The 22855-nt window shown below is 60.2% G+C and carries 17 protein-coding genes and 1 pseudogene; 7 read left to right on the top strand and 11 right to left on the bottom strand.

Going from position 1 to position 22855, the window contains the following annotated elements:
• Positions 1 to 15: 15 nt before the first annotated feature.
• The gene (hrpA, locus tag PSJE_RS04775; RefSeq protein WP_090453722.1) at positions 16 to 3927 is read right to left on the bottom strand and encodes an ATP-dependent RNA helicase HrpA; all 3912 of its coding nucleotides are present in this window, start codon (positions 3925 to 3927) and stop codon (positions 16 to 18) included.
• A 178-nt stretch (positions 3928 to 4105) separates the two neighbouring features.
• Complete coding sequence (gene aceK / locus PSJE_RS04770; RefSeq protein WP_057715983.1) at positions 4106 to 5824, bottom strand: bifunctional isocitrate dehydrogenase kinase/phosphatase; 1719 nt, start codon at positions 5822 to 5824, stop codon at positions 4106 to 4108.
• Between the two features lie 159 nt (positions 5825 to 5983).
• Here aceK and PSJE_RS04765 point away from each other — a divergent pair, with 159 nt between their 5' ends.
• On the top strand, positions 5984 to 6892 hold the full coding sequence (locus PSJE_RS04765; RefSeq protein ID WP_090453720.1) for a DMT family transporter: 909 nt from the start codon (positions 5984 to 5986) through the stop codon (positions 6890 to 6892).
• A 78-nt stretch (positions 6893 to 6970) separates the two neighbouring features.
• Here PSJE_RS04765 and PSJE_RS04760 read toward each other — a convergent pair whose 3' ends face one another.
• The 3 genes from PSJE_RS04760 to cysK form a co-directional block, all read right to left on the bottom strand.
• Positions 6971 to 7834 (bottom strand): DMT family transporter, encoded by an 864-nt coding sequence (locus PSJE_RS04760; RefSeq protein WP_057715985.1) that lies wholly within the window; start codon positions 7832 to 7834, stop codon positions 6971 to 6973.
• Between the two features lie 497 nt (positions 7835 to 8331).
• Positions 8332 to 9270, bottom strand: coding sequence for an aspartyl/asparaginyl beta-hydroxylase domain-containing protein (locus tag PSJE_RS04755; RefSeq protein WP_090453718.1), 939 nt, complete (start codon positions 9268 to 9270; stop codon positions 8332 to 8334).
• Positions 9271 to 9533: 263 nt separating this feature from the next.
• On the bottom strand, positions 9534 to 10508 hold the full coding sequence (gene cysK / locus PSJE_RS04750; RefSeq protein WP_090453716.1) for a cysteine synthase A: 975 nt from the start codon (positions 10506 to 10508) through the stop codon (positions 9534 to 9536).
• A 99-nt stretch (positions 10509 to 10607) separates the two neighbouring features.
• Here cysK and PSJE_RS04745 point away from each other — a divergent pair, with 99 nt between their 5' ends.
• From PSJE_RS04745 to PSJE_RS04735, 3 genes are all read left to right on the top strand, one after another.
• Positions 10608 to 11711: a DUF748 domain-containing protein gene (locus tag PSJE_RS04745; RefSeq protein ID WP_456239062.1), complete on the top strand. Its 1104-nt coding sequence runs from the start codon at positions 10608 to 10610 to the stop codon at positions 11709 to 11711.
• Positions 11712 to 11856: 145 nt separating this feature from the next.
• A complete protein-coding gene (locus PSJE_RS04740) occupies positions 11857 to 12702 on the top strand; it encodes an AAA family ATPase (protein ID WP_007984829.1) in 846 nt (281 codons plus the stop codon).
• Between the two features lie 12 nt (positions 12703 to 12714).
• Positions 12715 to 13893: a vWA domain-containing protein gene (locus PSJE_RS04735; protein WP_007984827.1), complete on the top strand. Its 1179-nt coding sequence runs from the start codon at positions 12715 to 12717 to the stop codon at positions 13891 to 13893.
• Between the two features lie 100 nt (positions 13894 to 13993).
• Here PSJE_RS04735 and PSJE_RS04730 read toward each other — a convergent pair whose 3' ends face one another.
• The 4 genes from PSJE_RS04730 to PSJE_RS04715 all read right to left on the bottom strand — a co-directional run bounded on the left by PSJE_RS04730 (position 13994) and on the right by PSJE_RS04715 (position 17730).
• Positions 13994 to 14920 carry a 5-oxoprolinase subunit C family protein gene (locus PSJE_RS04730; RefSeq protein ID WP_090453712.1) on the bottom strand — a complete coding sequence of 309 codons (927 nt, stop codon included), beginning with the start codon at positions 14918 to 14920 and terminating at the stop codon, positions 13994 to 13996.
• Positions 14917 to 15621 (bottom strand): 5-oxoprolinase subunit B family protein, encoded by a 705-nt coding sequence (locus PSJE_RS04725; RefSeq protein ID WP_090453710.1) that lies wholly within the window; start codon positions 15619 to 15621, stop codon positions 14917 to 14919. The genes PSJE_RS04730 and PSJE_RS04725 overlap by 4 nt, the downstream gene beginning before the upstream one ends.
• On the bottom strand, positions 15618 to 16370 hold the full coding sequence (locus tag PSJE_RS04720) for a 5-oxoprolinase subunit PxpA (RefSeq protein ID WP_090453708.1): 753 nt from the start codon (positions 16368 to 16370) through the stop codon (positions 15618 to 15620). Before PSJE_RS04720 ends, PSJE_RS04725 begins: the two co-directional genes overlap by 4 nt.
• A 73-nt stretch (positions 16371 to 16443) precedes the next feature.
• Complete coding sequence (locus PSJE_RS04715) at positions 16444 to 17730, bottom strand: MFS transporter (protein WP_090453706.1); 1287 nt, start codon at positions 17728 to 17730, stop codon at positions 16444 to 16446.
• A 146-nt stretch (positions 17731 to 17876) separates the two neighbouring features.
• Here PSJE_RS04715 and PSJE_RS04710 point away from each other — a divergent pair, with 146 nt between their 5' ends.
• The 3 genes and pseudogenes from PSJE_RS04710 (at position 17877) to PSJE_RS04695 (ending at position 21456) form a co-directional block, all read left to right on the top strand.
• A complete protein-coding gene (locus tag PSJE_RS04710) occupies positions 17877 to 18806 on the top strand; it encodes a LysR family transcriptional regulator (RefSeq protein WP_090453704.1) in 930 nt (309 codons plus the stop codon).
• A 261-nt stretch (positions 18807 to 19067) separates the two neighbouring features.
• A pseudogene (locus PSJE_RS31520) lies at positions 19068 to 19330 on the top strand (MFS transporter); the annotation flags it as partial.
• Positions 19331 to 19344: 14 nt separating this feature from the next.
• Positions 19345 to 21456 (top strand): TonB-dependent receptor, encoded by a 2112-nt coding sequence (locus tag PSJE_RS04695; protein ID WP_090453700.1) that lies wholly within the window; start codon positions 19345 to 19347, stop codon positions 21454 to 21456.
• A gap of 44 nt (positions 21457 to 21500) precedes the next feature.
• Here PSJE_RS04695 and PSJE_RS04690 read toward each other — a convergent pair whose 3' ends face one another.
• Both PSJE_RS04690 and PSJE_RS04685 read right to left on the bottom strand, forming a co-directional pair.
• A complete protein-coding gene (locus PSJE_RS04690; RefSeq protein ID WP_057715995.1) occupies positions 21501 to 22043 on the bottom strand; it encodes a DUF2937 family protein in 543 nt (180 codons plus the stop codon).
• Between the two features lie 11 nt (positions 22044 to 22054).
• Complete coding sequence (locus tag PSJE_RS04685) at positions 22055 to 22831, bottom strand: class II glutamine amidotransferase (RefSeq protein WP_090453698.1); 777 nt, start codon at positions 22829 to 22831, stop codon at positions 22055 to 22057.
• Between the last annotated feature and the right edge of the window lie 24 nt (positions 22832 to 22855).

Raw genomic sequence — 22855 nt, 5'->3', positions numbered from 1 at the left:
GCACCGCCTTCGAGCCTACGGCTCTACTTGCGACCACTGCTTGTTCAGGCGCTTGTCGGAGATAGGCACCTTGGTTCCCAACTGTTGCGCAAACAACGAAACCCGGTATTCCTCCAGCCACCAGCGATACAACTCAAGCTGCGGATCGCGCTTGCCTTCCTGGGCGTGTTTGCTGGCGCGGGTCTGGTATTGCGTCCACAGGCCGCTCAATTCGCCGCTCCAGACCCGGTCGCGCTGCACCTGGGCACCGATTTTTTCAAAGCGCTGTTCGATCGCCTTGAGGTAACGCGGTAACTCCTTGAGCCACTGCATCGGCGTTTCCCGGACAAATCCCGGATAGACCAGGTAGCTGAGCTGCTGCTTGATGTCGTTCAGGGCCACGGCTTGGGCGAGATCGATCTTGCCCTTGAAGCGCTTTTGCAGGCCATGCCAGAGCTTGAGGATTTCCAGGGTCAGCTTCGCCACACGTTCGGCGTGCTCGGTCCAGGCGCCACGCTTGCGCTCGGCCAGGGACGCCAGACCGGCGCCGTCACGGGGCAGCGGGTCTTCACCTTCGAGAATGCAGCTGTCGAGGCTGGCCAGCAGAATGTCTTCCACCAGCGCATCGACCCGTCCCATGTCGCGGTACAGCAGGCCCAGCTCGGTCAGGCCCGGCAACTTGCCGCGCAGGAACTTCGCAGGCTCAGCCAGTTGCTGCATCAGCAAGCGTTGCAGGGCACGACGATGCTGGAACTCGGCTTCGGCCGGGGTGGAGAAACGCCCTTCCTTGACCGTCCCGGCTTCCTCCACCAGCGCCGGGTAGACCGTCATCGACAGCCCGGCGATCTTCTGTTGGGTTTTCTCGGCCACGGCGGCAAACACTTTCGGCTCCACCGGTTGCTGGCTCTTCGCGGTTTGCGGCACCGCCAATGCTGCCTGGCTGGCTTCGGCGAAACGCGCGGTGAGTTCGGCCAGATCGCGACCTTCGCCGAGGAACTTGCCCTGGGCGTCGACGATTTCCAGGTTCATCCGCAGATGACTTTCGACCTGCTGCGCGGCCTCGCTCCAAGCTTCATCGCTGACGCGGGCACCGGTCATGCGCAGCAGTTCGCGACCCAAGGCCTGAGGCAGCGAGCCCTCGGCAAAGGTCATGCGCTGCAAGGCCGCCTTGACGAAGTCCGGCACCGGTACGAAATTCTTGCGCAAGGCCTTGGGCAGGTTGCGCACCAGGGCAATGCATTTGGCTTCGATGACGCCCGGCACCAGCCATTCCAGGCGTTCCGGTGGCAGCATCGGCAACAGCGGTGCCGGCACGCGCAGGGTCACGCCGTCGCGCGGGTGATTCGGTTCGAAGTGGTAGCTGAGGGCTAATTCCAGATCGCCGATATGCAGCGTATCCGGGTAATGCTGGGCGGTGACTTCACTGGCTTCGCGGGCCAGCACGTCTTCTTCGCGCATGATCAGCAGCTGCGGGTCTTTCTGGCTGTTGATGCGGTACCAGCTGTCGAAGGTCGCGGTCTGATGGATCTCCCCCGGCAGCCGTGCGTCGTAGAAGGCGTACAGGGTTTCTTCGTCGGCGAGGATATCGCGACGGCGGGCCTTGGCTTCCAGTTCGTCGAGTTGTTCCAGCAGCTGTTTGTTGGCGGTCAGGCACTTGGCTTTCGACTGGATCTCGCCGCGCACCAGTGCTTCGCGGATAAACAACTCGCGTGAAACCACCGGATCCACTGGGCCGTAATGCACCGGCCGGCGCCCGACCACGATCAACCCGAACAGGGTGATCTGCTCGAACGCCACGACCTGGCCGCGCTTCTTCTCCCAGTGGGGCTCGAAGTGGTTCTTCTTGATCATGTGCCCGGCCAGCGGCTCGATCCAGTCGGCATCGATCTTGGCGACCATACGCGCGTAGAGCTTGGTGGTTTCCACCAGTTCGGCGGTCATCAACCATTGCGGGCGTTTTTTGCCGATTCCCGACGACGGGTGAATCCAGAAGCGCCGCTGACGGGCGCCAAGGTAATCGCCCTCTTCGGTTTTCTGGCCGATCTGGCTCAGCAACCCCACCAGCACCGCTTTGTGCAGTTTCGGATAGTCCGCCGGCTCTTTATTGAGGCTCAGCTGCATGTCGCGGCAGATCAGGCTCAATTGGCGATGGGAGTCGCGCCACTCGCGCAGGCGCAGGTAATTGAGGAAATTCTTGCGGCACCAGTTACGCAGCGGACTGGCCGTCAACGCCTGGCGCTGCTCTTCGAAACCACGCCACAGATTGACCAGCCCGGCGAAGTCCGAGTCGGCGTCCTTCCACTGGGCGTGGGCCTGATCCGCCGCTTGCTGACGCTCCGGCGGACGCTCGCGCGGGTCCTGGATCGACATGGCGCTGGCGACGATCAGCACTTCCTGCAGGCTGCCGAGCTTCGCCGCTTCCAGCAGCATGCGGCCCATGCGCGGGTCCACCGGCAGCCGCGCCAGTTGCCGACCGAGCGGAGTCAGCTGGCTGTTGCGGTCCACCGCCGAAAGTTCTTGCAGCAGGTTGTAACCGTCGCTGATCGCTTTGCCGTCCGGTGGCTCGATGAACGGGAATGCGGTGACCTCGCCAAGGCGCAGATGCAGCATCTGCAAAATAACGGCGGCGAGGTTGGTGCGCAGGATTTCCGGATCGGTAAACTCCGGGCGACCGAGGAAATCCTCTTCGCTGTACAGGCGCACGCAGATGCCCGGCTCGACCCGTCCGCACCGGCCTTTACGCTGGTTGGCGCTGGCCTGGGAAATGGCTTCGATGGGCAGGCGCTGGACCTTGGCCCGGTAGCTGTAGCGGCTGATGCGCGCCGTTCCGCTGTCGATCACGTAGCGAATGCCCGGCACGGTCAGCGAGGTTTCCGCGACGTTGGTCGCCAGAACCACGCGACGGCCTGGGTGAGATTGGAAAATCCGCTGTTGCTCGGCCGGCGACAACCGCGCGTACAACGGCAGGATTTCGGTGTGCTTGAGCTGAGCCTTGCGCAGCATGTCGGCGGCGTCGCGAATCTCGCGTTCACCGGGCAGGAACACCAGCACGTCACCGGGGCTACGGCGTTCGCTGCGCTCGTAGGCGGCGATTTCGTCGAGGGTGGCGAGGATCGCCTGATCCACCGTCAGGTCGTCCTCGACGCGGTTGCCCTCTTCGTCCTGCTCAAGCGTCAGCGGGCGATACCAGGTCTCCACCGGGTAGGTGCGGCCGGATACCTCGACAATCGGCGCGTCATCGAAGTGCCTGGAGAAACGCTCCAGGTCAATGGTTGCCGAAGTGATGATGACTTTCAGGTCGGGACGGCGCGGCAGCAGGGTTTTCAGGTAGCCGAGCAGGAAGTCGATGTTGAGGCTGCGTTCGTGGGCCTCGTCGACGATGATTGTGTCGTAGCGTTCCAGATAACGATCATTCTGGGTTTCCGCCAGCAGGATGCCGTCGGTCATCAGTTTGATAAGGGTGCTGGAATCGCTCTGATCCTCGAATCGCACCTGATAGCCGACCAACGCGCCCAGCGGTGTACCGAGTTCTTCGGCGACCCGGCTGGCGACGCTGCGGGCAGCGATCCGGCGGGGCTGGGTGTGGCCGATCAGGCCGTGCTGGCCGCGGCCGATTTCCAGGCAGATCTTCGGCAACTGGGTGGTTTTACCCGAGCCGGTCTCACCGGCGATGATCAGCACCTGATGCTTTTCCAGCGCCTTTTTGATTTCGTCGCGCTTGGCGGCGATCGGCAGGCTGTCGTCGTAACGGATCACCGGCAGGCTGGCCTTGCGCGCCAGTACCTGCTCACAGGACGCCTGCATCCGCGTCACCCACTGGCCCAGCCTGGCCTCGTCGGGTTTCTTGCGCAACTCAAGCAACTGCCGCCGCAGCCGGTGGCGGTCGGCGAGCATGGCGTGATCGAGGTTTTTCAGCAGTTTGTCGATGGAGGGCGATTCGTCGGTCATCGGGTACGCAATTCAGTCGTCTAGTGGCGCAGGGTGGCGATTGTCGCAGATTTTACGACCGCTGCGCGGCCGATCGCGAGCAAGCTCGCTCCCACACGGGATGTATAGCGACCACAAAATCAGGGCACACTGCAGTCAAATGTGGGAGCGAGCTTGCTCGCGATGGCGTCAGTGAGAACTACTCGTTGTCCAAGCCTTTACGCCGATACGGAAACACATCAATCACCTTCCCCGCCCGAATCGCTTCCTGAAGGCTCTTCCAGTAATCGGCGTTGTACAACTCGCCATGCAACTGATCGAACAACTTGCGCTGCCCCGAATCGGCAAACAGGAACGGTGGAAACTCTTCCGGGAACACGTCCAGTGGCCCGATCGAGTACCACGGTTCGGACGCCATTTCATCTTCGGGTGTACGTGGCAACGGGATGTGGCGGAAATTAGCCTCGGTGAGGAAGCAGATCTCGTCGTAGTCGTAGAACACCACCCGACCGTGACGGGTCACCCCGAAGTTCTTCAGCAGCATGTCGCCGGGAAAGATGTTGGCCGCCGCCAGTTGCTTGATCGCCAGCCCATAGTCTTCCAAGGCCTCGCGCACCTGCGCCTCGTTGGCGTTTTCCAGGTAGAGGTTCAGCGGGGTCATGCGGCGCTCGGTCCAGCAGTGGCGGATCAGCACCGTATCGTCTTCCACCGACACTGTGGATGGTGCGACTTCCAGCAGTTCCTCCAGGCACGCCGGATCGAACTTGCTCAGGGGGAAACGGAAGTCGGCGAACTCCTGGGTATCGGCCATGCGCCCGACCCGGTCGACGCTTTTCACCAGGCGGTACTTTTCGATCACCGTGGCGCGGTCGACGTTTTTCGACGGCGAGAAACGGTCCTTGATGATTTTGAACACGGTGTTGAAACCCGGCAGGGTGAACACGCTCATGACCATGCCGCGCACGCCGGGGGCCATGATGAACTGGTCGTCGGTATTGGCCAGGTGATTGATCAGTGCCCGGTAGAATTCCGACTTGCCGTGCTTGTAGAAGCCGATCGAGGTGTACAGCTCGGCGATGTGCTTGCCCGGCAGGATGCGCCGCAGAAAGCCGATGAACTCCGCCGGCACCGGCACATCCACCATGAAATACGAGCGGGTGAACGAGAAGATGATCGACACGTCTGCTTCATCGGTGATCAGCGCATCGATCTGGATGCCGCGACCCTCCAGGTGCAGCAATGGAATTGCCAGCGGCCATTGCTCGTCGGCGGTGTAGATGCGCCCCACCAGGTACGCGCCTTTATTGCGGTACAGCACCGAGGAAAACAGCTCGACGCTCAGCTCCGGATCCTTGCACACCCAATCCGGCAGGTTCTCGCGCAACTGCGCTTCGAGGCGCTTCAGGTCACCGGCCAGGTCGGCGTAATCCTCACTGAAACGGTAGTCGGCGAAGATGCTGGCGAGCATCGCCGACAATTGGCCTTGCGGCTTGTAGGTACGGGTTTGCGCGGCCCGGGCGCGGCGCAGGCTTGGCCGGGTGGTGTGGATGAACATGCAGCCGTCGCTGATCAGGTCATGGCTGAACAGTCCGCAGAAGATCGAGTTGTACCAGGTCTCGGACAGTTCATCGTCGAAGCGCAGGTCGATCAGGCTGATGTAGGCGTTTTTGACCAGCGGCCAGCAGCTGACGTCCAGGGTGTCGGCGTCAAACGCGGTGCGCAGTCGCTCCACCGTTTCACCGACCTTGTCTTCATACAGATTGATCCGTGCCGCCGACGCCGTCTGCGTTTCCTGCCACTTGGCCTGTTCGAAGCGGGCCCGGGCGCCGTCGGTGATCTGGCGAAAATGCTCGCGGTAATCGTCAAAGCCATCGAGGATCAAGCGGGCGATGTCGGCGGCTGGCCATTGCTGCGGCATGGTGAGACCTCTGCGGGAATTCGGGAGGCTTGAGCTTAGCCAGTGAACCGGGTGCAGGAGAAGCGTAATTTTGCGGGTGAATTAAATGCCCGGTTTTCGGTTGCCATCGATCACACACTCAGCAACACTTTCGCCCCTCCCCCAAGGAAGGACCGCGCTGTGAACCCCGTCGATATTTTCCGTTTACTGTCCCTGGCGGCCATTTGGGGGGCCAGTTTTCTGTTCATGCGCATCATCGCCCCGGTGATCGGCAGCATTCCTACCGCTTTTTTCCGTGTATCGATCGCCGCTGCCGGACTGCTGGTGATTCTCGGCCTGATGCGCATCAGTTGGGACTTCAAGGGCAAACTCAAGACCGTGATGCTGCTCGGGGTGATCAACTCCGGGATTCCGGCGACGCTCTATTCGGTGGCTGCGCAGGTGCTACCAGCCGGTTACTCGTCGATTTTCAATGCCACGACACCCTTGATGGGCGTGCTGATCGGCGGCCTGTTTTTCCATGAAAGGCTCACTGGCGCCAAACTCGGCGGCGTGTTCCTGGGGCTGTTCGGCGTGGGCGTGCTGACCCGTGCCGGTCCGGTGGCGTTCGATTTGGAACTGCTGATGGGTGCCGTCGCCTGCCTGCTCGCGACCACCTGCTATGGATTTGCGGGGTTTCTGGCCCGCCGCTGGCTCGATCAGGCCGGTGGTCTCGACAGCCGTTTGTCGGCAGTGGGCAGCATGCTTGGCGCGACATTGTTCCTGCTGCCGCTGTTCGGCTACAGCGTGATCAGCCAACCACCCTCGACCTGGGGCGGCTGGAGTGTATGGCTCTCGTTGCTGGGGTTGGGTCTTGGATGCACGGCGTTTGCGTACATTATTTACTTCCGCCTCCTGAGCTCGATTGGTCCGGTGAAATCGATGACTACGACCTTTTTGATCCCGCTGTTCGGTGTGCTGTGGGGGGCGTTGTTTCTCGATGAGCCACTGTCGATGGCGCATATCTATGGCGGGTTGTTGATTGCACTGGCGTTGTGGTTGGTGTTGAAGCCGGCGGCGGTGAAACCGGGTTTGGTGGCTGGCCGGTAGTGTTGTGGCGTTTCAGATGACGCCAAAAATCACAAAGGCCCGGAGCATGGCTCCAGGCCCTTGCGGGTTTGCACGCAATTACGCGGTTTTACGGAACACAAACACCAGACCGACGATGATCAGCAGCATACCGAACAGGCTCAACATCGCCAGTCGGTTACCGAAAATCAGATAGTCCATCACCGCCGTTACCGCCGGCACCAGATAAAACAGGCTGGTGACATTCACCAGATTGCCCTTGGCGATCAAGCGGTACAGCAATAGCGTCGCCAGCACCGACACCACCAGCCCCATCCATAGCACCGGCAGGATGAATCCACTGCTGTGTTCGAAGTGAAACGGCTGGAAGGGTACGAAAATCCCGCACAACAGCAGTCCGGCCAGATACTGCACCGGCAGTGTGCCGAGGGGATTGTCGGTGATGCGTTTCTGCATGATCGAACCGAACGTCATGCTCGCCAGCGCCAGCAGACCGAAGAGCATGCCCGCCAAAGACATGCCGGCCAAACCGATGCCCTGGTAAACCACCATGATCAACCCGGCCAAGCCTAGCGCCAGACCGAACATCCGGCTTATTGATCGGTGCCGCTCCATGATCACTACGGTGAGAATCGGCTGCACGCCCATGATGGTCGCCATCACCCCGGGCGTGACTTTAAGGTCCAGGGCCAGCAGATAGAAAATCTGGTAGGCCCCCAACAACACCACGCCGGTGACCATCGCATACAGCATCGGTTTGCCGCCCTTGGGCAACTTCAGCTTGAGCAACGGCACCAGCAACACCAGGCCGCCCAGGGCGATGACGAAACGGAACATCAGGAAGGCAAAGGGCGACGCGTGGGCCAGCCCCCATTTGGAGAAGATCGCCCCGCTGCTCCACAGCAGAACGAACAGGCTCGTGGACGCCGCCGCGAGCGCGGAGTTTTTCGAAAGGACAAACATGAATACCACCTGTAGTCAGGCAAAAAGCCAACTCAGCCGAAGCTGAAATTCAGTCGTTTTTTTCAGGCGGGCGCTTTTTCAGACGTGCTTGGCAGCAGCAGAAAGCAGCTGATCAGCCCGAAATGCCAACGCCTGGCGGTGAGACCACCGCGCACACTGGCGTGCGACTGACAGGAGGGGGGTAATGACTGATCTGCCCCGGCTGCTGATTCCCGCACGGCACGACGCCAGCGTTGACCGCTGAATCGACTACCGCGTTGAAGTGGGGTGCAGGCATTGGGCTGATCTTTATTCGAGGGATAAAAAAGTGAGTCCGAAACTCACCGTGCGCCGACTATAACCAGCGTTCGACATGGATTGCAACGACTCGACCAAAAGGCCAGCTACGACAGTCGGTACAAAGTCTGCATTGTGCGGTTGGAGGGGTATTCAGGGATTGCGCGAAAACCTGTAAAAAACCGCTCACAACGAACGATTCTTTTATTCTGTATCCGGCGTTAGCCAAACAACCAATACCCCAGCAACATCAGCACCAGCACCGCCAGTACCGGACGCAGTACACGGTAGGCCTCGGGATTGCGCCGCTTCCATTGCTTGACCACACCACTGAATTTATCGCTGGAGTTCTTGCTCCAGGCATAGACCCGGTTGATGCCCCCTACTCGCTCGTCATCAAGGTTCTGCGGTGCAGTCGCACGACCTAGCCAGGCGCTGATACTGCGATTGATGCGGGTCATGAAGCGATTGCTCAGCGGACGTTCGATATCGCAGAACAGTATGACACGGGTCTTTTGCGTTTCATTCTTGACCCAGTGCACGTAGGTTTCGTCGAACATCACGTCTTCACCATCGCGCCAGGCGTAAACCTGACCGTCGACAAAGATGCGGCAATCATCGGAATTGGGGGTGGACAGGCCCAAGTGATAACGCAGGGAACCGGCAAACGGATCGCGATGCGGATTGAGGTGGCTGCCGCCCGGCAGTAGCGCGAACATGGCGCCTTTGACGCTGGGAATGCTGTTGACCAGTTGCACGGTTTTCGGGCACAAGGCTTCGGCGGAAGTCAGCGGTTTGTCGTACCACTTGAGATAGAAGCGCTTCCAGCCCTTCTTGAAGAACGAGCCAAAGCCAGCGTCGTTGTTCTTTGCCGCCGCGCGGATATACCCCTCGTCGAACAAGTGCATCGCTTCGTCGCGAATCACCTCCCAGTTGTCCTTGAGCACATCAAGTTCCGGGAACTTGCTGCGATCCAGATACGGTTTCGAAGGTATGCCGGAAAACAGGTACATCAGGGCGTTATAGGGGGCGAACAGTGCCGAATGGTTAACGAACTGGCGCAAAACCGGCAGGCGCGCCTTGCCGCGCAAATGCACATAGAGGGTGCTACCGAGAAACAGCAACAACAACGAGGCTTTCGCGGCAAACGACGGGATCATCGACAACTCCTTTGAAGATAAACGGCACCGCACCACGTCCATTGCCCGACGTGGCTACCAGCATGATAAACACTACCGCCCCGGTGAAAACCTGCACTTTTCAACATTCAATGTTAATGAATGTGCAACAAAGCACTTATTAACATAAGGTGCCTGAACGCTGGCTGATGCAATCCATCATCAACCGGAACAGATCAATGGATCGCAACCAGCGATAACGCCTCAACCGTCAGCGCCAGCCACGATCCGCCAATATCTGGCACTTACTGGCGATTCTCCTGTTCGGTAAACAGATCACTGAACAGCATGCTCGACAGGTAACGCTCACCGGAATCCGGCAAGATCACGACAATGGTCTTGCCCTGCATTTCCGGGGTCTCCGCCAGTCTTACGGCCACCGCCATGGCGGCGCCGCTGGAAATCCCGCACAAGATTCCCTCTTCCTGCATCAAGCGCAAGGCCATGGCCTTGGACTCTTCGTCACTGACCAGTTCCACCCGATCGACAATCGACAAATCGAGGTTCTTCGGCACAAAACCGGCACCGATGCCCTGGATCTTGTGCGGGCTCGGCTTGATTTCTTCACCGGCCAGGGCCTGGGTGATCACCGGCGACACCACTGGCTCCACCGCCACCGAGAGTATCGGTTTGCCCTGGGTATTCTTGATATACCGTGAAACCCCGGTGATGGTTCCACCGGTTCCGACGCCAGCCACCAGCACGTCGACCGCGCCGTCCGTATCGTTCCAGATCTCCGGGCCGGTGGTTTTTTCGTGGATGGCCGGGTTGGCCGGGTTATCGAATTGCGCCGGCATGAAGTACTTCGACGGGTCGCCGGCAACGATTTCACCGGCTTTCTCGATGGCGCCTTTCATGCCTTTGGCCGGCTCGGTCAACACCAGTTCGGCGCCCAGTGCCTTGAGTACCTTGCGGCGTTCGATACTCATGGACGCCGGCATGGTCAGCATCAGCTTGTAGCCACGGGCGGCGGCCACGAAGGCCAGGCCGATGCCGGTATTGCCGGAGGTGGGTTCTACGATGGTCATCCCCGGCTTGAGTTTGCCGCTGCCCTCGGCATCCCAGATCATGTTCGCACCGATCCGGCACTTGACCGAGTAGCCGGGGTTGCGCCCTTCGATCTTGACCAGGATGGTCACACCACGCGGCGCAATGCGATTGATCTGCACCAGCGGCGTATTACCGATGGAGTGGGCGTTGTCAGCGAAAATGCGGCTCATGGCTGGGTCCTTAACGACAGCATTGAAATAGGGCATCAAGGTAAGCCTCTTGCCCGCAGGCGTCCAGTCGGGTCGAACGTCCGCTTATCAGTGCAGTCAATGGCTTTAGACAGCCAGAGATTTGCCGCCATGAAACGTCGATACAGCTGGCCCCTGTGGACCCTCGCCGGCCTCGTTCTGCTGCTGGTTGCCTTGCACATTGCCCTGCCCTACATCGTGCGCGATTACCTCAACGAGAGATTGGCGAACATGGGTGACTACCACGGCCAGATTACCGACGTGGACCTGGCCCTGTGGCGCGGCGCCTACAAAATCAATGGACTGAAAATCGTCAAGGTCAATGGCAAGGTCCCCGTGCCTTTCGTCAATGCGCCATTGATTGACCTCTCCGTCAGCTGGCACTCGCTCTGGCATGACCACGCAGTGGTGGCCGAGGCGCAGTTCGACAAACCCGAGGTCAACTTCGTCGATGGCGCCAACAAGCAAAATTCCCAGACCGGCGAGGGTACCGACTGGCGAGCACAATTAGGCAAGCTGCTGCCCATTACCCTGAACGAAGTGCGGATCAACGACGGCAAGATCAGCTTTCGCAACTTCAACTCCAAGCCACCCGTGAACATGAATGCCACAAAAGTGGATGCCAACATCTACAACCTGACCAACGTGGTCGACACCAAAGGCAAGCGTGATGCGCGCTTCGAAGGCAAAGCCCTGCTGCTGGGGCACGCACCACTGGAAACCACAGCCACTTTCGATCCCTTGAGCGACTTCGAAGACTTCGAGTTTCGCTTGCGCACCACGGATATCGAGCTCAAGCGCTTGAACGACTTCGCCGCGGCCTACGGCAAGTTCGACTTCAATGCCGGCCATGGCGACGTGGTGATCGAAGCCACAGCCAACAAGGGGCGACTGACCGGCTATATCAAGCCATTGCTGCGCGATGTCGATGTGTTCAACTGGCAGCAGGATGTGCAAAGCGAGGACAAAGGGCTATTCCGCTCGATTTGGGAAGCCCTCGTCGGCGGTACCGAGACCGTCTTGAAAAACCAGGGCAAAAACCAGTTTGCGACACGGGTCGAGCTCAAGGGTAATGTGCATCAGCAAGATGTCAGCGCATTCCAGGCTTTTTTACAGATTTTGCGCAATGGTTTCATCCAGGCATTCAATGCGCGGTATGAACGGCCAAAGCCGGATGCAGGCTGAGTCACCAAGTGACGCCCCATTCAGAGACTGAATAAGCCGTCTGCGTTCACAGTCGACCGGACACCGCGTTATAGTCGGGGCTGACTCTTTTATTGCCCCCCGCCCTGCCTCGTACAGGTCGGCGTTACCGTTCGAGGATTAGCAGATGAAGTTCGAAGGCACCCAGGCCTACGTCGCCACCGATGACCTGAAGCTGGCGGTCAACGCCGCCATCACCCTGGAGCGGCCGTTGCTGGTCAAGGGCGAACCGGGCACCGGCAAGACCATGCTCGCCGAGCAACTGGCCGAATCCTTTGGCGCCAAGCTGATCACCTGGCACATCAAATCCACCACCAAGGCCCACCAGGGCCTGTACGAGTACGACGCGGTCAGCCGCCTGCGCGATTCGCAGCTCGGCACGGAAAAGGTCCACGACGTTCGCAACTACCTGAAAAAGGGCAAGCTCTGGGAAGCCTTCGAATCCGAAGAGCGGGTGATCCTGCTGATCGACGAAATCGACAAGGCCGACATCGAATTCCCGAACGACCTGCTGCAAGAACTCGACAAGATGGAGTTCTACGTTTACGAGATCGACGAGACCATCAAGGCGAAAAAACGCCCGATCATCATCATTACCTCCAACAACGAAAAAGAGCTGCCGGATGCGTTCCTGCGCCGCTGCTTCTTCCACTACATCGCTTTCCCGGATCGCGTGACGATGCAGCGGATCGTCGACGTGCACTACCCGGACATCAAGAAGGACCTGGTCAGCGAAGCGCTGGACGTGTTCTTCGACGTGCGCAAGGTGCCCGGCCTGAAGAAGAAGCCTTCGACCTCCGAGCTGGTGGACTGGCTGAAGCTGCTGATGGCCGACAACATCGGCGAAGCGGTGCTGCGCGAGCGCGATCCGACCAAGGCCATCCCGCCGCTGGCCGGTGCGCTAGTGAAAAACGAACAGGACGTGCAACTGCTGGAGCGTCTGGCGTTCATGAGCCGGCGCGGCACCCGCTAAGAGGCTGATGCCATGCTGCTCAACCTGTTCAATGAAATGCGCGCAGCCAAGGTACCGGTCTCGGTGCGTGAGCTGCTGGACCTGATCAACGCGCTGAAACAGCGCGTGACCTTCGCCGACATGGACGAGTTCTATTACCTGTCCCGGGCGATCCTGGTGAAGGACGAACGGCATTTCGACAAGTTCGACCGGGCCTTCGGAGCCTATTTCAATGGCCTGGAAAAACTCGACGACCACCTGCAGGCGCTGATTCCCGAAGACTGGTTGCGCAAGGAGTTCGAACGCTCGCTGACCGATGAAGAGCGGGCAGCGATCCAGTCCCTCGGCGGCCTGGACAAGCTGATCGAAGAGTTCAAGAAACGCCTCGAAGAACAGAAGGAACGCCACGCCGGTGGCAACAAGTGGATCGGCACCGGTGGTACCAGCCCGTTCGGTTCCGGGGGCTTCAACCCGGAAGGCATCCGGGTCGGCGACGCCGGCAAGCGTCAGGGCAAGGCGGCCAAGGTCTGGGACCAGCGCGAATACAAGAACCTCGACGATTCGGTCGAGCTGGGCACCCGCAACATCAAGGTCGCCCTGCGCCGCCTGCGCAAGTTCGCCCGTCAGGGCGCGGCGGAAGAGCTGGACATCGATGGCACCATCGATCACACCGCCAAGGATGCGGGGTTGCTGAACATCCAGATGCGGCCGGAGCGGCGTAACACCGTCAAGCTGTTGCTGCTGTTCGACATCGGCGGTTCGATGGACGCCCACGTAAAGATCTGCGAAGAGTTGTTCTCGGCCTGCAAGACCGAGTTCAAGCATCTGGAGTACTTCTACTTCCACAACTTCATTTATGAATCGGTGTGGAAGAACAACATGCGCCGCACCTCCGAGCGCACGTCGACCATGGACCTGCTGCACAAGTACGGTGCCGACTACAAGGTGATCTTCATCGGCGACGCCGCCATGGCGCCCTACGAAATCACCCAGCCGGGCGGCAGCGTCGAGCACTGGAACGAAGAAGCCGGTTACGTGTGGATGCAGCGGTTCAAGGAGAAGTACAAGAAACTCATCTGGATCAACCCGTATCCGAAGGACACGTGGGGCTATACCTCTTCGACCAACATCGTGCGGGATTTGATTGAGGACCAGATGTATCCGCTGACCCTTCGCGGGCTGGAGGAAGGGATGCGGTTTCTGTCCAAGTAGTTCTGTTGTCTGGACTGACGCCATCGCGAGCAAGCTCGCTCCCACAGGGTCTTATGTACAGCAAAGATCCAATGTGGGAGCGAGCTTGCTCGCGATGCTTTTAAAGGCTAACAAACTGACGCAGATACTGAATCTGTTCTCGATGCGCCACATCCTGCACCACCGGCCGCAACCGCACCCGCGCCCCCGGCAGGCACTGCGCAAGCCGTGCCAGTGCCAACGGTGTCAACGCCCCCAATCGCGGATAACCACCGATGGTCTGTCGATCATTGAGCAACACAATCGGCTGCCCGTCAGGCGGCACTTGCACCGCCCCCAACGGAATACCTTCGGAAATCATCGGTTTGCCCTGGTACTGCAGCGCCGTGCCCAACAGGCGAATGCCCATCCGGTCGGCTCGGCTGTCAAGACTCCACACGCTGTTGAACGCATCGAACAGACTCTGCCCGCTGAACTCGCCAATCTGCGCACCAAGCACCAGATCCAGCAATGGCTCGCCGGTGAAATCCGGCACGCATTGGCTTGGCAACTCCCGCAGCAATACCAGCGAGTTCCCCGAGTAGCTCAAGGACGCGCCTTTACCCAGCGCATGGCCCATTCCGTCCAGGCCACCCAGTTCTTCACGGGCCACCGTCGCGCTGCTGCCCAGAACTTTCGGTGCATCAAACCCACCCGGCGCCGCCAGATAAGCCCGGGCGCCGAGTAGCGGCCGGGTGAATTGCAAACGCTGACCTTTGTGCAACCTGAAACTGCGCCATGGCGCCAGCGCTTCGCCGTCCACCTGCGCGCCAAGATCCGCGCCGGCCAAGGCCAGCACGCAATCTTCCTCGGCCACGAGGGTGAATCCGCCAAGGGTGATTTCGATTACCGGCGCATCCAGCCCGTTGCCCAATAGCCAGTTGGCCCAGGACATCGAACGCCAATCGGCGGCTCCGCCCTGGGTCACGCCCAGATGCCGCACGCCGAATCGACCGGCATCCTGCAACAGGCACAGCGCCGTACTCGCTTCAATGGTCAGACGGCTCATGCCTGGGCCTCCAGTGGCGTATCGTCACCGCCCAGGTTAATGAATTCGGCGTGGCCGATTGCTTCAAACCGTACGGTGTCACCGGGTTTCATCAGGCTGTAGCCGTCACGGTTGCGATCGAACAATTTTGCCGGTGTGCGGCCGATCAGGTTCCAGCCCCCAGGCGACACCACCGGGTAGGCCGCCGTTTGCCGTTCGGCGATGCCGACACTGCCGGCGGCGACTTTCTTGCGGGGCGTGTTCAGACGCGGAGCGGCGAGCACCTCTTCCACCAGCCCCATGAAGGCGAAGCCCGGCGCAAAGCCCAGGGCAAACACCTGATATTCACGCTCGCAGTGACGACGGATCACCTCCTCCACCGCCAACCCGCTACGTTGCGACAACAGGCTCAATTCCGGACCGACGCTCAAGTCGTACCACACCGGCAACACATGGCAGGTACCGCGCGTACGCGCATTGGGCGACAGATCGATCAGTGCCTGGGCAATCAACTCCCTGGCCTGGGCGGGACTCAGCGCGGTCAAGTCGTAATGCACCATCAAGGTGGTGTAGGACGGCACCAGATCGATCAGATGCCCGGCAAATGCCGTGCGCAGACTTTCACTGGCCGCCAGCATCCACGGCATGTTGGTTTCGGCAATTTCATCGAACAGGCGCACCATCAGGCAATCCAGCGCCACCACTTCCACCCGCAGCTTCATGACGCGCTCTGCCGGTTCAAGGCTTCACGGATGCGTTGCACGGCAGCGACCGAACTGGCGTTGTCGCCGTGCACGCAAAGAGTGTTGGCCTGCAAATGCAGGGCGCTGCCATCGCTGGCGGTGAGCGGATCGCCACGGGCAATGGTCAGTGCCTGTTCGATGATTGTTTCCGGATCGTGATGCACCGCTCCCGGCAGTTGTCGCGACACCAGTCTGCCGGCGCTGTCATAAGCACGGTCGGCAAAAGCCTCGAACCACAGGGTCACGCCGTATTCATCGCCCAGTTGTTGGGCGGCGCTGTTGTCGCGGGTGGCCATCAACATCAACGGCAGGTTGCGATCATAGGACGCTACCGCTTGCAGCACCGCGCGCAGTTGTGCCGGGTTGGCCATCATGTCGTTGTACATCGCGCCATGGGGTTTGACGTAACTGACACGACCGCCCTGGGCCCGGCAGATGCCGTCGAGGGCGCCGATCTGGTAATGCAGAATGTCTTGAAGTTCCTGGGGGGCATAGGCCATGGAACGACGGCCGAACCCCACCAGATCCTGATAGGCCGGATGCGCGCCAACTTGCACACCGTGGCTGAGGGCCAGGCTGACGGTCTTGCGCATGATGCTCGGGTCGCCGGCGTGAAAACCGCAGGCAACGTTGGCGCAATCGATGAAGGGCATGATTTTCGCGTCCAGACCCATGGTCCAGCTGCCGAAACTCTCGCCGATGTCGCAGTTCAATAGCAGGCGGCTCACACTGAACACTCCTGTAGGCTTTATTCTTTTCAGCTGCGGGACATATCTGTAAGACAGCCCCGCAGATTATCAGTTACTGGGCGTCGAGTTGCTTGCCACGGGTTTCCGGCAAACTCAAGGCCGCGAGGATCACCACGCCGTAGGAAACCGCCGCAAAGGCACCGATGCCTACACTCAGCGGCACGGTCTGGCTGAGCAGGCCAATCAACAGTGGAAACAACGCCGCCAGCGCCCGTCCGATGTTGTAGCAAAAACCCTGGCCCGAACCGCGAATGCGCGTGGGGAACAACTCGGTCAGGAATGCACCCATGCCACTGAAGATCCCGGAGGCAAAGAAGCCCAGCGGAAAGCCCAGCCACAGCATCACGCCGTTGCTGACCGGCAGTTGCGTGTACAGCAACACAATGGTGAACGAGCCGACGGCGAACAGGATGAAGTTCTTTTTACGTCCGAGGATGTCGGTCAAATAGGCGCTGATGACATAACCCACGTAGGACCCGATGATCACCATCGCCAGATAACCGCTGGTATTGAGCACGCTCAAACCGCGTTCGTTCTTCAGGAAAGTCGGCAACCAGGACGTGATCGCGTAGTAGCCGCCCAGGGCGCCGGTGGTCAGCAACGAAGCGCGAATCGTGGTGAAGAGCATGCCGGGGGCGAAAATCTCGTAGAACTTCGACGGGTTGCTCGGCTCCTGCCTGGCTTTGGCTTCACGATAGATTTCCGGGTCCTTGACCAGGCGGCGGACGAATATCACGAATATTGCCGGCACGATGCCGAGGATGAACAGCGCACGCCAGGCGTCTTCCGGTGGCAATACCGAGAACAGCAGCGCATACAGAATCGCCGTCAGCCCCCAACCCAGCGCCCAGCCGGACTGCACCATGCCCACGGCCTTGCCACGGTCCTTGGCTCGAATGACTTCACCGATCAGCACCGCGCCGGCCGTCCACTCGCCGCCGAAACCGAAGCCCATCAGGGTCCGTGCAATCAGCAGTTGCTCGTAGCTCTGGGCAAAGCCGCAGAGGAAGGTGAAGAAGGCAAACCACAACACCGTCAGCTGCAAGGTGCGAACACGACCGATGCGATCGGAGAGAATCCCCGCTACCCAGCCGCCGATGGCCGAAGCGATCAGCGTACTGGTATGAATCAGCCCGGCTTGACCGGTGGTGATGCCCCACATGGCAATCAGGGTTGGCACAACGAAGCTGAGCATCTGGGTGTCCATGCCGTCCAGGCCATAGCCGATTTTGCAGCTCCAGAAGGTGCGGCGTTCCTGCTGATTGATGTTGCGATACCAGTCGAAAGGTCCCGGACGGGCCGAGGCTTTCGGAATGGCGGTGGTGTCGGGCGCACTCATGGCAAATCTCCGCGCTGATTTTATTGGTATTGTTCTGAGCCCCGACGACGCCTATCGTGGGAACCGGATGCGCCGATTTTTGGACGCGCGCCCCTGCTGCGTCCAACTAATAAAAACCCGCCTTAGACATAAGAAATCTTTATCCCATGAACCTGAAGTTTCTCGAGACCTTTGTCTGGGTCGCCCGACTCAAGAGTTTCCGCCTGACCGCCGACAAACTCTTCACCACTCAGGCCTCGATTTCCAGCCGCATCGCAGTGCTTGAAAGCGAGCTGGGGGTAAAGCTGTTTCTGCGGGATTCGCGCGGCGTGAGCCTGACGCCCGAAGGCCTCAAGGTGCTCGATTACGCCGAGCAGATGATGGACACCATGCAGGCGCTCAAGCAGTCGATCGAGACCCGCTCGAGCAAGGCCGGACGGGTGCGCATCGGCGTGATGGACACGGTGATCCATACTTGGCTCAGCCCGTTGGTGGCGCAGATGACCGATCACTACCCGCTGGTGGAAATCGAACTGGTGGCCGATACCTCGCTCAACCTCTGCGATCAGCTGCAAAAAGGTTTTCTCGACGTGATCCTGCAAACCGACCTGCTGCGCCAGGAAAGCGTGCGCAGCCTGGAACTGGCCAGCCACCCCATGGGCTGGATTGTCGCCAGCAACTCGATCTACAACCGCAATTACACAAACGTCGCCGAACTGGCGCGTGAGCGGATCATCACTTATTCGAAAAACTCCCATCCGCATCAGGAAGTGCTGGCGCTGATGCAGGCCAATGGCGTCATGACACCGCGACTGAACTGCGTGAATTCGGTGTCGGCCATCACCCGTTTGTTGCGCGACGGCTTCGGCATCGGCGCATTGCCACCGGTGCTGGTGGCCGAGGAACTGGAGCGGGGGGAATTGACCTTGCTGGCCATCGACCAACGCCCGCCCAACCTGCAAGTGGTGGTGTCATGGCGGGTCGGCGCGGAGTGGGTCGAAGAGATCGTGACGTTGTGTCAGCACGTGGTGGAGAACTATGCGCAGAAGGTGGGCGAGCACTACATGGTCTTGAGCAAACCCCTGGCCAGCCTCTGAAAAGGAGCGCCCCACAGCACAACAAGCAATTACTATCATTTGCATTAATATTTTGAAAATGTATTCTCTGCGCGCATTCAGCTAAACCACTGTCCAGAAGGAATCGGACTTGATGCGCGCTTTCACGCAAAGACAGCAGCAACTGCTCTCACACTGGAGCGAAGCCTTCGGCACTCAGGCCTTCCAGTCTCGCCGCATCACCCCCGACCATTTGAGCTATGCACCGGCGCCCGCCGCGCTGCGCCGCTTCCAGCGTCTGATCCCGCTTACATCTTGCGTCTCATCGAGAGCGTTGCCTGGCTCTGCGCCTTGACACTGGCGGCCACGGCGCTGGCTTACGAATGGCTGGGGGTTCTCGTCTCCGGGGCATCTGGCAAGGCGCACTGTTCCCCATCACCTAGGCACTGATCGCCAACACCGTGTTTTCAAGCCAGCAGGGTTTTGCCCTCGGGATCCGCCGGGGGCGCTCATTCACCTCCACATCCGGCCCCGCAAAGTTACCTAGCCACACTTATCACGACTAAAAAAAGACCACCTCATGACCCGAACCAAACTTACCTTGCTGATTCCGCTGCTCGGCTCCGTCAGCGTCCAGACCTGGGCCGAGGACACCGACCAGCAACCCGGCACATTGAACATGCAAGCCACCGTCGTTTCCGCGACTCGCAGCGAAGCGAGCATTGCCTCGATTCCTGGCTCGGTCCAGGTGATCGACGAACAACAGGTCCGCGAACAGAGTGGTGCCGGGCGTCGGGTCTCCGACATTCTGGGGCAACTGGTTCCCGGCCTGGCGCCGTCCAGCGGCGGGATGAGCAACTTCGGCCAGACCCTGCGCGGGCGCAACATGCTGGTGTTGATCGACGGCGTGTCGCAGAACGCCACGCGTGACAACTTCCGTCAGCTCAACAGCATCGCACCGGCCAGTATCGAACGCATCGAGGTGGTTTCCGGCGCCAGCAGCATTTACGGTGCCGGCGCCTCAGGCGGCATCATCAACATCATCACCAAACGCAATCAGGGTCAGGACCTTGCCTACAGCAGCAAACTGGGCCTGACCAGCGGCAACAACCTCAACAGCAAGGGTTTCGCCTACGAGGCCTTTCAGAGTGCGACCGGGCGCAAGGATGCCCTGGACTGGTACGTGTCCGCCGACCTGACCCAGCGTAACGATCAGTACGACGGCAACGGCAACCGCATCCCTCAGGACACGTCCCAGGGCAGCAACATGGACACCGAAACCTATGACCTGCAAGGTCGTTTCGGTTACGAACTGGATGCCGACAAAAAACTCAGCCTGTCGCTGCAGGACTACAAGGACCAGCAAGACACCGGCTACACCAAAGACCCGAAAAACTCGCTGCAAGCCGTGGCGGTCCAAGGGCTGAAACTTGATGACCAACCCTATACCCATAACCAGGCGGCCAACCTCAACTACACCGACAACGACTTCTACGGCCAGGGCCTGCAACTGGAAAGTTACTGGCGCCGGGCCGACGCGTTGTTCTTCCCGGACCTGTCGCGGGGCAAGGCCGGGATCGCCGACAACAACAGCGTGCAGGATGTCTACGGCCTGCGTGCGGCCATCGACACGCCGTTGCCGGCCATTGGCAGCGCCACAGGCAACCTGGTCTGGGGCGCCGACTATGATCACGAACGCTCCCGCCAGCGTGGTGACCAATACACCCTCAAAGGGCTGACCTACACCAAGACCGGCACCACTTACGAGATGGGCCCGGATATCGAAACCACCACCAAGGCGCTGTTCGGGCAGATGTCCTGGGACATCGGGGACTGGACCTTGCGTGGCGGTGTGCGCCGCGAATGGATCGAAAGCGAGGTCTCCGACAGCATCGCCTACGGTCAGATCGTGCAGACCGGCGTACGCGCCATCCTGCCCGGTGACACCCTCAAATACGACGCCACGCTCTATAACCTGGGCGCGGTCTATCACCTGAGTGAGCATCAGGACGTCTTCGCCAATTACAGCCAGGGCTTTTCGCTGCCGGACATCCAGCGCTTCTTGCGTGACGTGAGCAGCACCTTCGACATCCAGAGCCTCAACGCCCAGGCCATCAAGGTCGACAGCTATGAGCTGGGCTGGCGCGGTGACTGGGACCGGTGGCAGGCCGACGTCACCGTCTATGAAAACACCTCGGACGTGACCCAGTTCTACGATGCCAATAGCCGTGTCTTGCGTCTGATCAATCAGAAGGAGCGGGTTCGCGGCATCGAAAACAGCCTGACCTACCGCGCAACCGATCACTGGTCGGTGGGTGGTACCTATGCCTGGGCCAAGGGCGAGACCCAGCAGAACGGGAAATGGATCGATCTGCCGGCAACACGCATTTCACCGGCCAAGACCACGCTGTTCGTCGGCTACACCGAAGACGACTACAGCCTGCGTCTGCAAGGCATGCACCTGTCCAGTTACGACGCTGCGGCCAAGGACAACAACGGGCGCGACATCGAAGGCTATACGCTGGTGGACCTGCTCGGCTCCGTGTACTTGCCGGTCGGTCGCCTGGAAGGCGGGGTGTACAACCTGACCAACCGCACGTACGTCAATCTGTTCGCCCAGGCCAACGCCAAAGCACCGTACCCCAATGCCGAAGGCCGTACCTTGAGCATGAGCTATTCGATAGATTGGTAATCAACCGAGGAGCCGGCTTGCCGGCTCCTTGACGTTCGACGGGGTTACAACCCGCGCAAATCCCGCTCTTCGATCGGCCGGCTCTGGCGCAGACGCTTGCCGCCCAGCACCACCCAGTCGATCAGTCGGAACAGGCACTCGATCCCGAACGACAGCAGCAAGGCGCCGCTCATGCCCCAGACCATCGCTTCGGGCGTCAACAGGATCTGGTAGCTGTAGCCATTCCAGGTTTCCTTGCGGATATCCGGATCGGCGGCCAGCACCACTTGCAGGAAGCGGATGTACCACGGGCCCTGCATCGCCTGGAATTGCTTGTCCAGCGCCACCTGACGGGTCAGCAGGTTGCCCAGGCTGTCGGCGTCGCTGCGAAAGATCGGGTCTTCGCTGGCGCGGTAATGCGCGACCAGAGCCTGCATGTCACCCTTGAAGAACTGATTGGCGGTGTTCTGGAAGCCGCTCAGACTGGCCTGCGCCTCGATCAGGTGCGCCTCGACCCGTTTGGTGTAATCGCTGATGAAGCCCGGTACCTGGACACCGATCAACAGGCCCGCCGCAAACAACACCAGCCGTAGATAACTGAGCAACATGCAAGGAGTCCTTATTCGGTCTGGCCCTGGCTGACGCATTCGCCGCGTCGCCACAGGCTCCATTGACCCGGTTCGTAACGGGTCCAGGTTTCGTTTTCGGTCAGGGGTTCGGTGGCAATGACGGTCACCACATCGTTAGGCGTGGTTTCGGCCTGAAAGTCGACGATCACGTCGACATCCTTCAAGCGTGCCGGGCCAAACGGTGCACGACGGGTGATTTGCGCCAGCTTGGTCGAGCAATAGCAGAACAGCCAGTCACCGTCGCTGAGCAGGCAGTTGAACACGCCTTTGCTGCGGTATTCGGCGCACGCTGCCACCAGGTCAGGCAGCAGCTCTTCGACCTCGACCGGCTCGGGGAACGCCGCACGCACACGGTTGAGCAAATCGCAAAACGCTGCTTCGCTGTCGGTATCACCGACCGGGCGATAGAAACTGGCCACTGGCTGGAAATCCGCCAACTGGCCGTTATGGGCGAAACACCAGTTGCGCCCCCACAGCTCACGGACGAACGGATGCGTGTTGGACAGGGAGACCTTGCCGACGTTGGCCTGGCGGATGTGCCCGATCACCACTTCGCTCTTGATCGGATAGCGCTGCACCAGGTTCGCGACCTCCGACTCGCAGCTCGCCGCCGGGTCCTGGAACAGCCGCAGTCCACGGCCTTCATAGAAGGCAATGCCCCAGCCATCGCGGTGCGGGCCGGTGCGTCCGCCGCGCTGCATCAGCCCGGTGAAGCTGAACACGATATCGGTCGGGACATTGGCGCTCATGCCCAATAACTCACACATGCTCGGACTCTCGCTCAATCGCAG

The organism is Pseudomonas jessenii, assembly GCF_002236115.1.
Lineage (GTDB): Bacteria > Pseudomonadota > Gammaproteobacteria > Pseudomonadales > Pseudomonadaceae > Aquipseudomonas > Aquipseudomonas jessenii.
Note: the sequence above shows the minus strand (reverse complement) of the source record. Positions and strands in the feature narration are given on the sequence as shown.

What these genes read in the sequence shown, in the direction of transcription:
- hrpA (WP_090453722.1), bottom strand. Translation starts at nt 3,927, where the DNA reads ATGACCGACGAATCGCCCTCCATCGACAAACTGCTGAAAAACCTCGAT.
- aceK (WP_057715983.1), bottom strand. Translation starts at nt 5,824, where the DNA reads ATGCCGCAGCAATGGCCAGCCGCCGACATCGCCCGCTTGATCCTCGAT.
- PSJE_RS04760 (WP_057715985.1), bottom strand. Translation starts at nt 7,834, where the DNA reads ATGTTTGTCCTTTCGAAAAACTCCGCGCTCGCGGCGGCGTCCACGAGC.
- PSJE_RS04755 (WP_090453718.1), bottom strand. Translation starts at nt 9,270, where the DNA reads ATGATCCCGTCGTTTGCCGCGAAAGCCTCGTTGTTGTTGCTGTTTCTC.
- cysK (WP_090453716.1), bottom strand. Translation starts at nt 10,508, where the DNA reads ATGAGCCGCATTTTCGCTGACAACGCCCACTCCATCGGTAATACGCCG.
- PSJE_RS04745 (WP_456239062.1), top strand. Translation starts at nt 10,608, where the DNA reads ATGGCTTTAGACAGCCAGAGATTTGCCGCCATGAAACGTCGATACAGC.
- PSJE_RS04740 (WP_007984829.1), top strand. Translation starts at nt 11,857, where the DNA reads ATGAAGTTCGAAGGCACCCAGGCCTACGTCGCCACCGATGACCTGAAG.
- PSJE_RS04735 (WP_007984827.1), top strand. Translation starts at nt 12,715, where the DNA reads ATGCTGCTCAACCTGTTCAATGAAATGCGCGCAGCCAAGGTACCGGTC.
- PSJE_RS04730 (WP_090453712.1), bottom strand. Translation starts at nt 14,920, where the DNA reads ATGAGCCGTCTGACCATTGAAGCGAGTACGGCGCTGTGCCTGTTGCAG.
- PSJE_RS04725 (WP_090453710.1), bottom strand. Translation starts at nt 15,621, where the DNA reads ATGAAGCTGCGGGTGGAAGTGGTGGCGCTGGATTGCCTGATGGTGCGC.
- PSJE_RS04715 (WP_090453706.1), bottom strand. Translation starts at nt 17,730, where the DNA reads ATGAGTGCGCCCGACACCACCGCCATTCCGAAAGCCTCGGCCCGTCCG.
- PSJE_RS04710 (WP_090453704.1), top strand. Translation starts at nt 17,877, where the DNA reads ATGAACCTGAAGTTTCTCGAGACCTTTGTCTGGGTCGCCCGACTCAAG.
- PSJE_RS04695 (WP_090453700.1), top strand. Translation starts at nt 19,345, where the DNA reads ATGACCCGAACCAAACTTACCTTGCTGATTCCGCTGCTCGGCTCCGTC.
- PSJE_RS04690 (WP_057715995.1), bottom strand. Translation starts at nt 22,043, where the DNA reads ATGTTGCTCAGTTATCTACGGCTGGTGTTGTTTGCGGCGGGCCTGTTG.
- PSJE_RS04685 (WP_090453698.1), bottom strand. Translation starts at nt 22,831, where the DNA reads ATGTGTGAGTTATTGGGCATGAGCGCCAATGTCCCGACCGATATCGTG.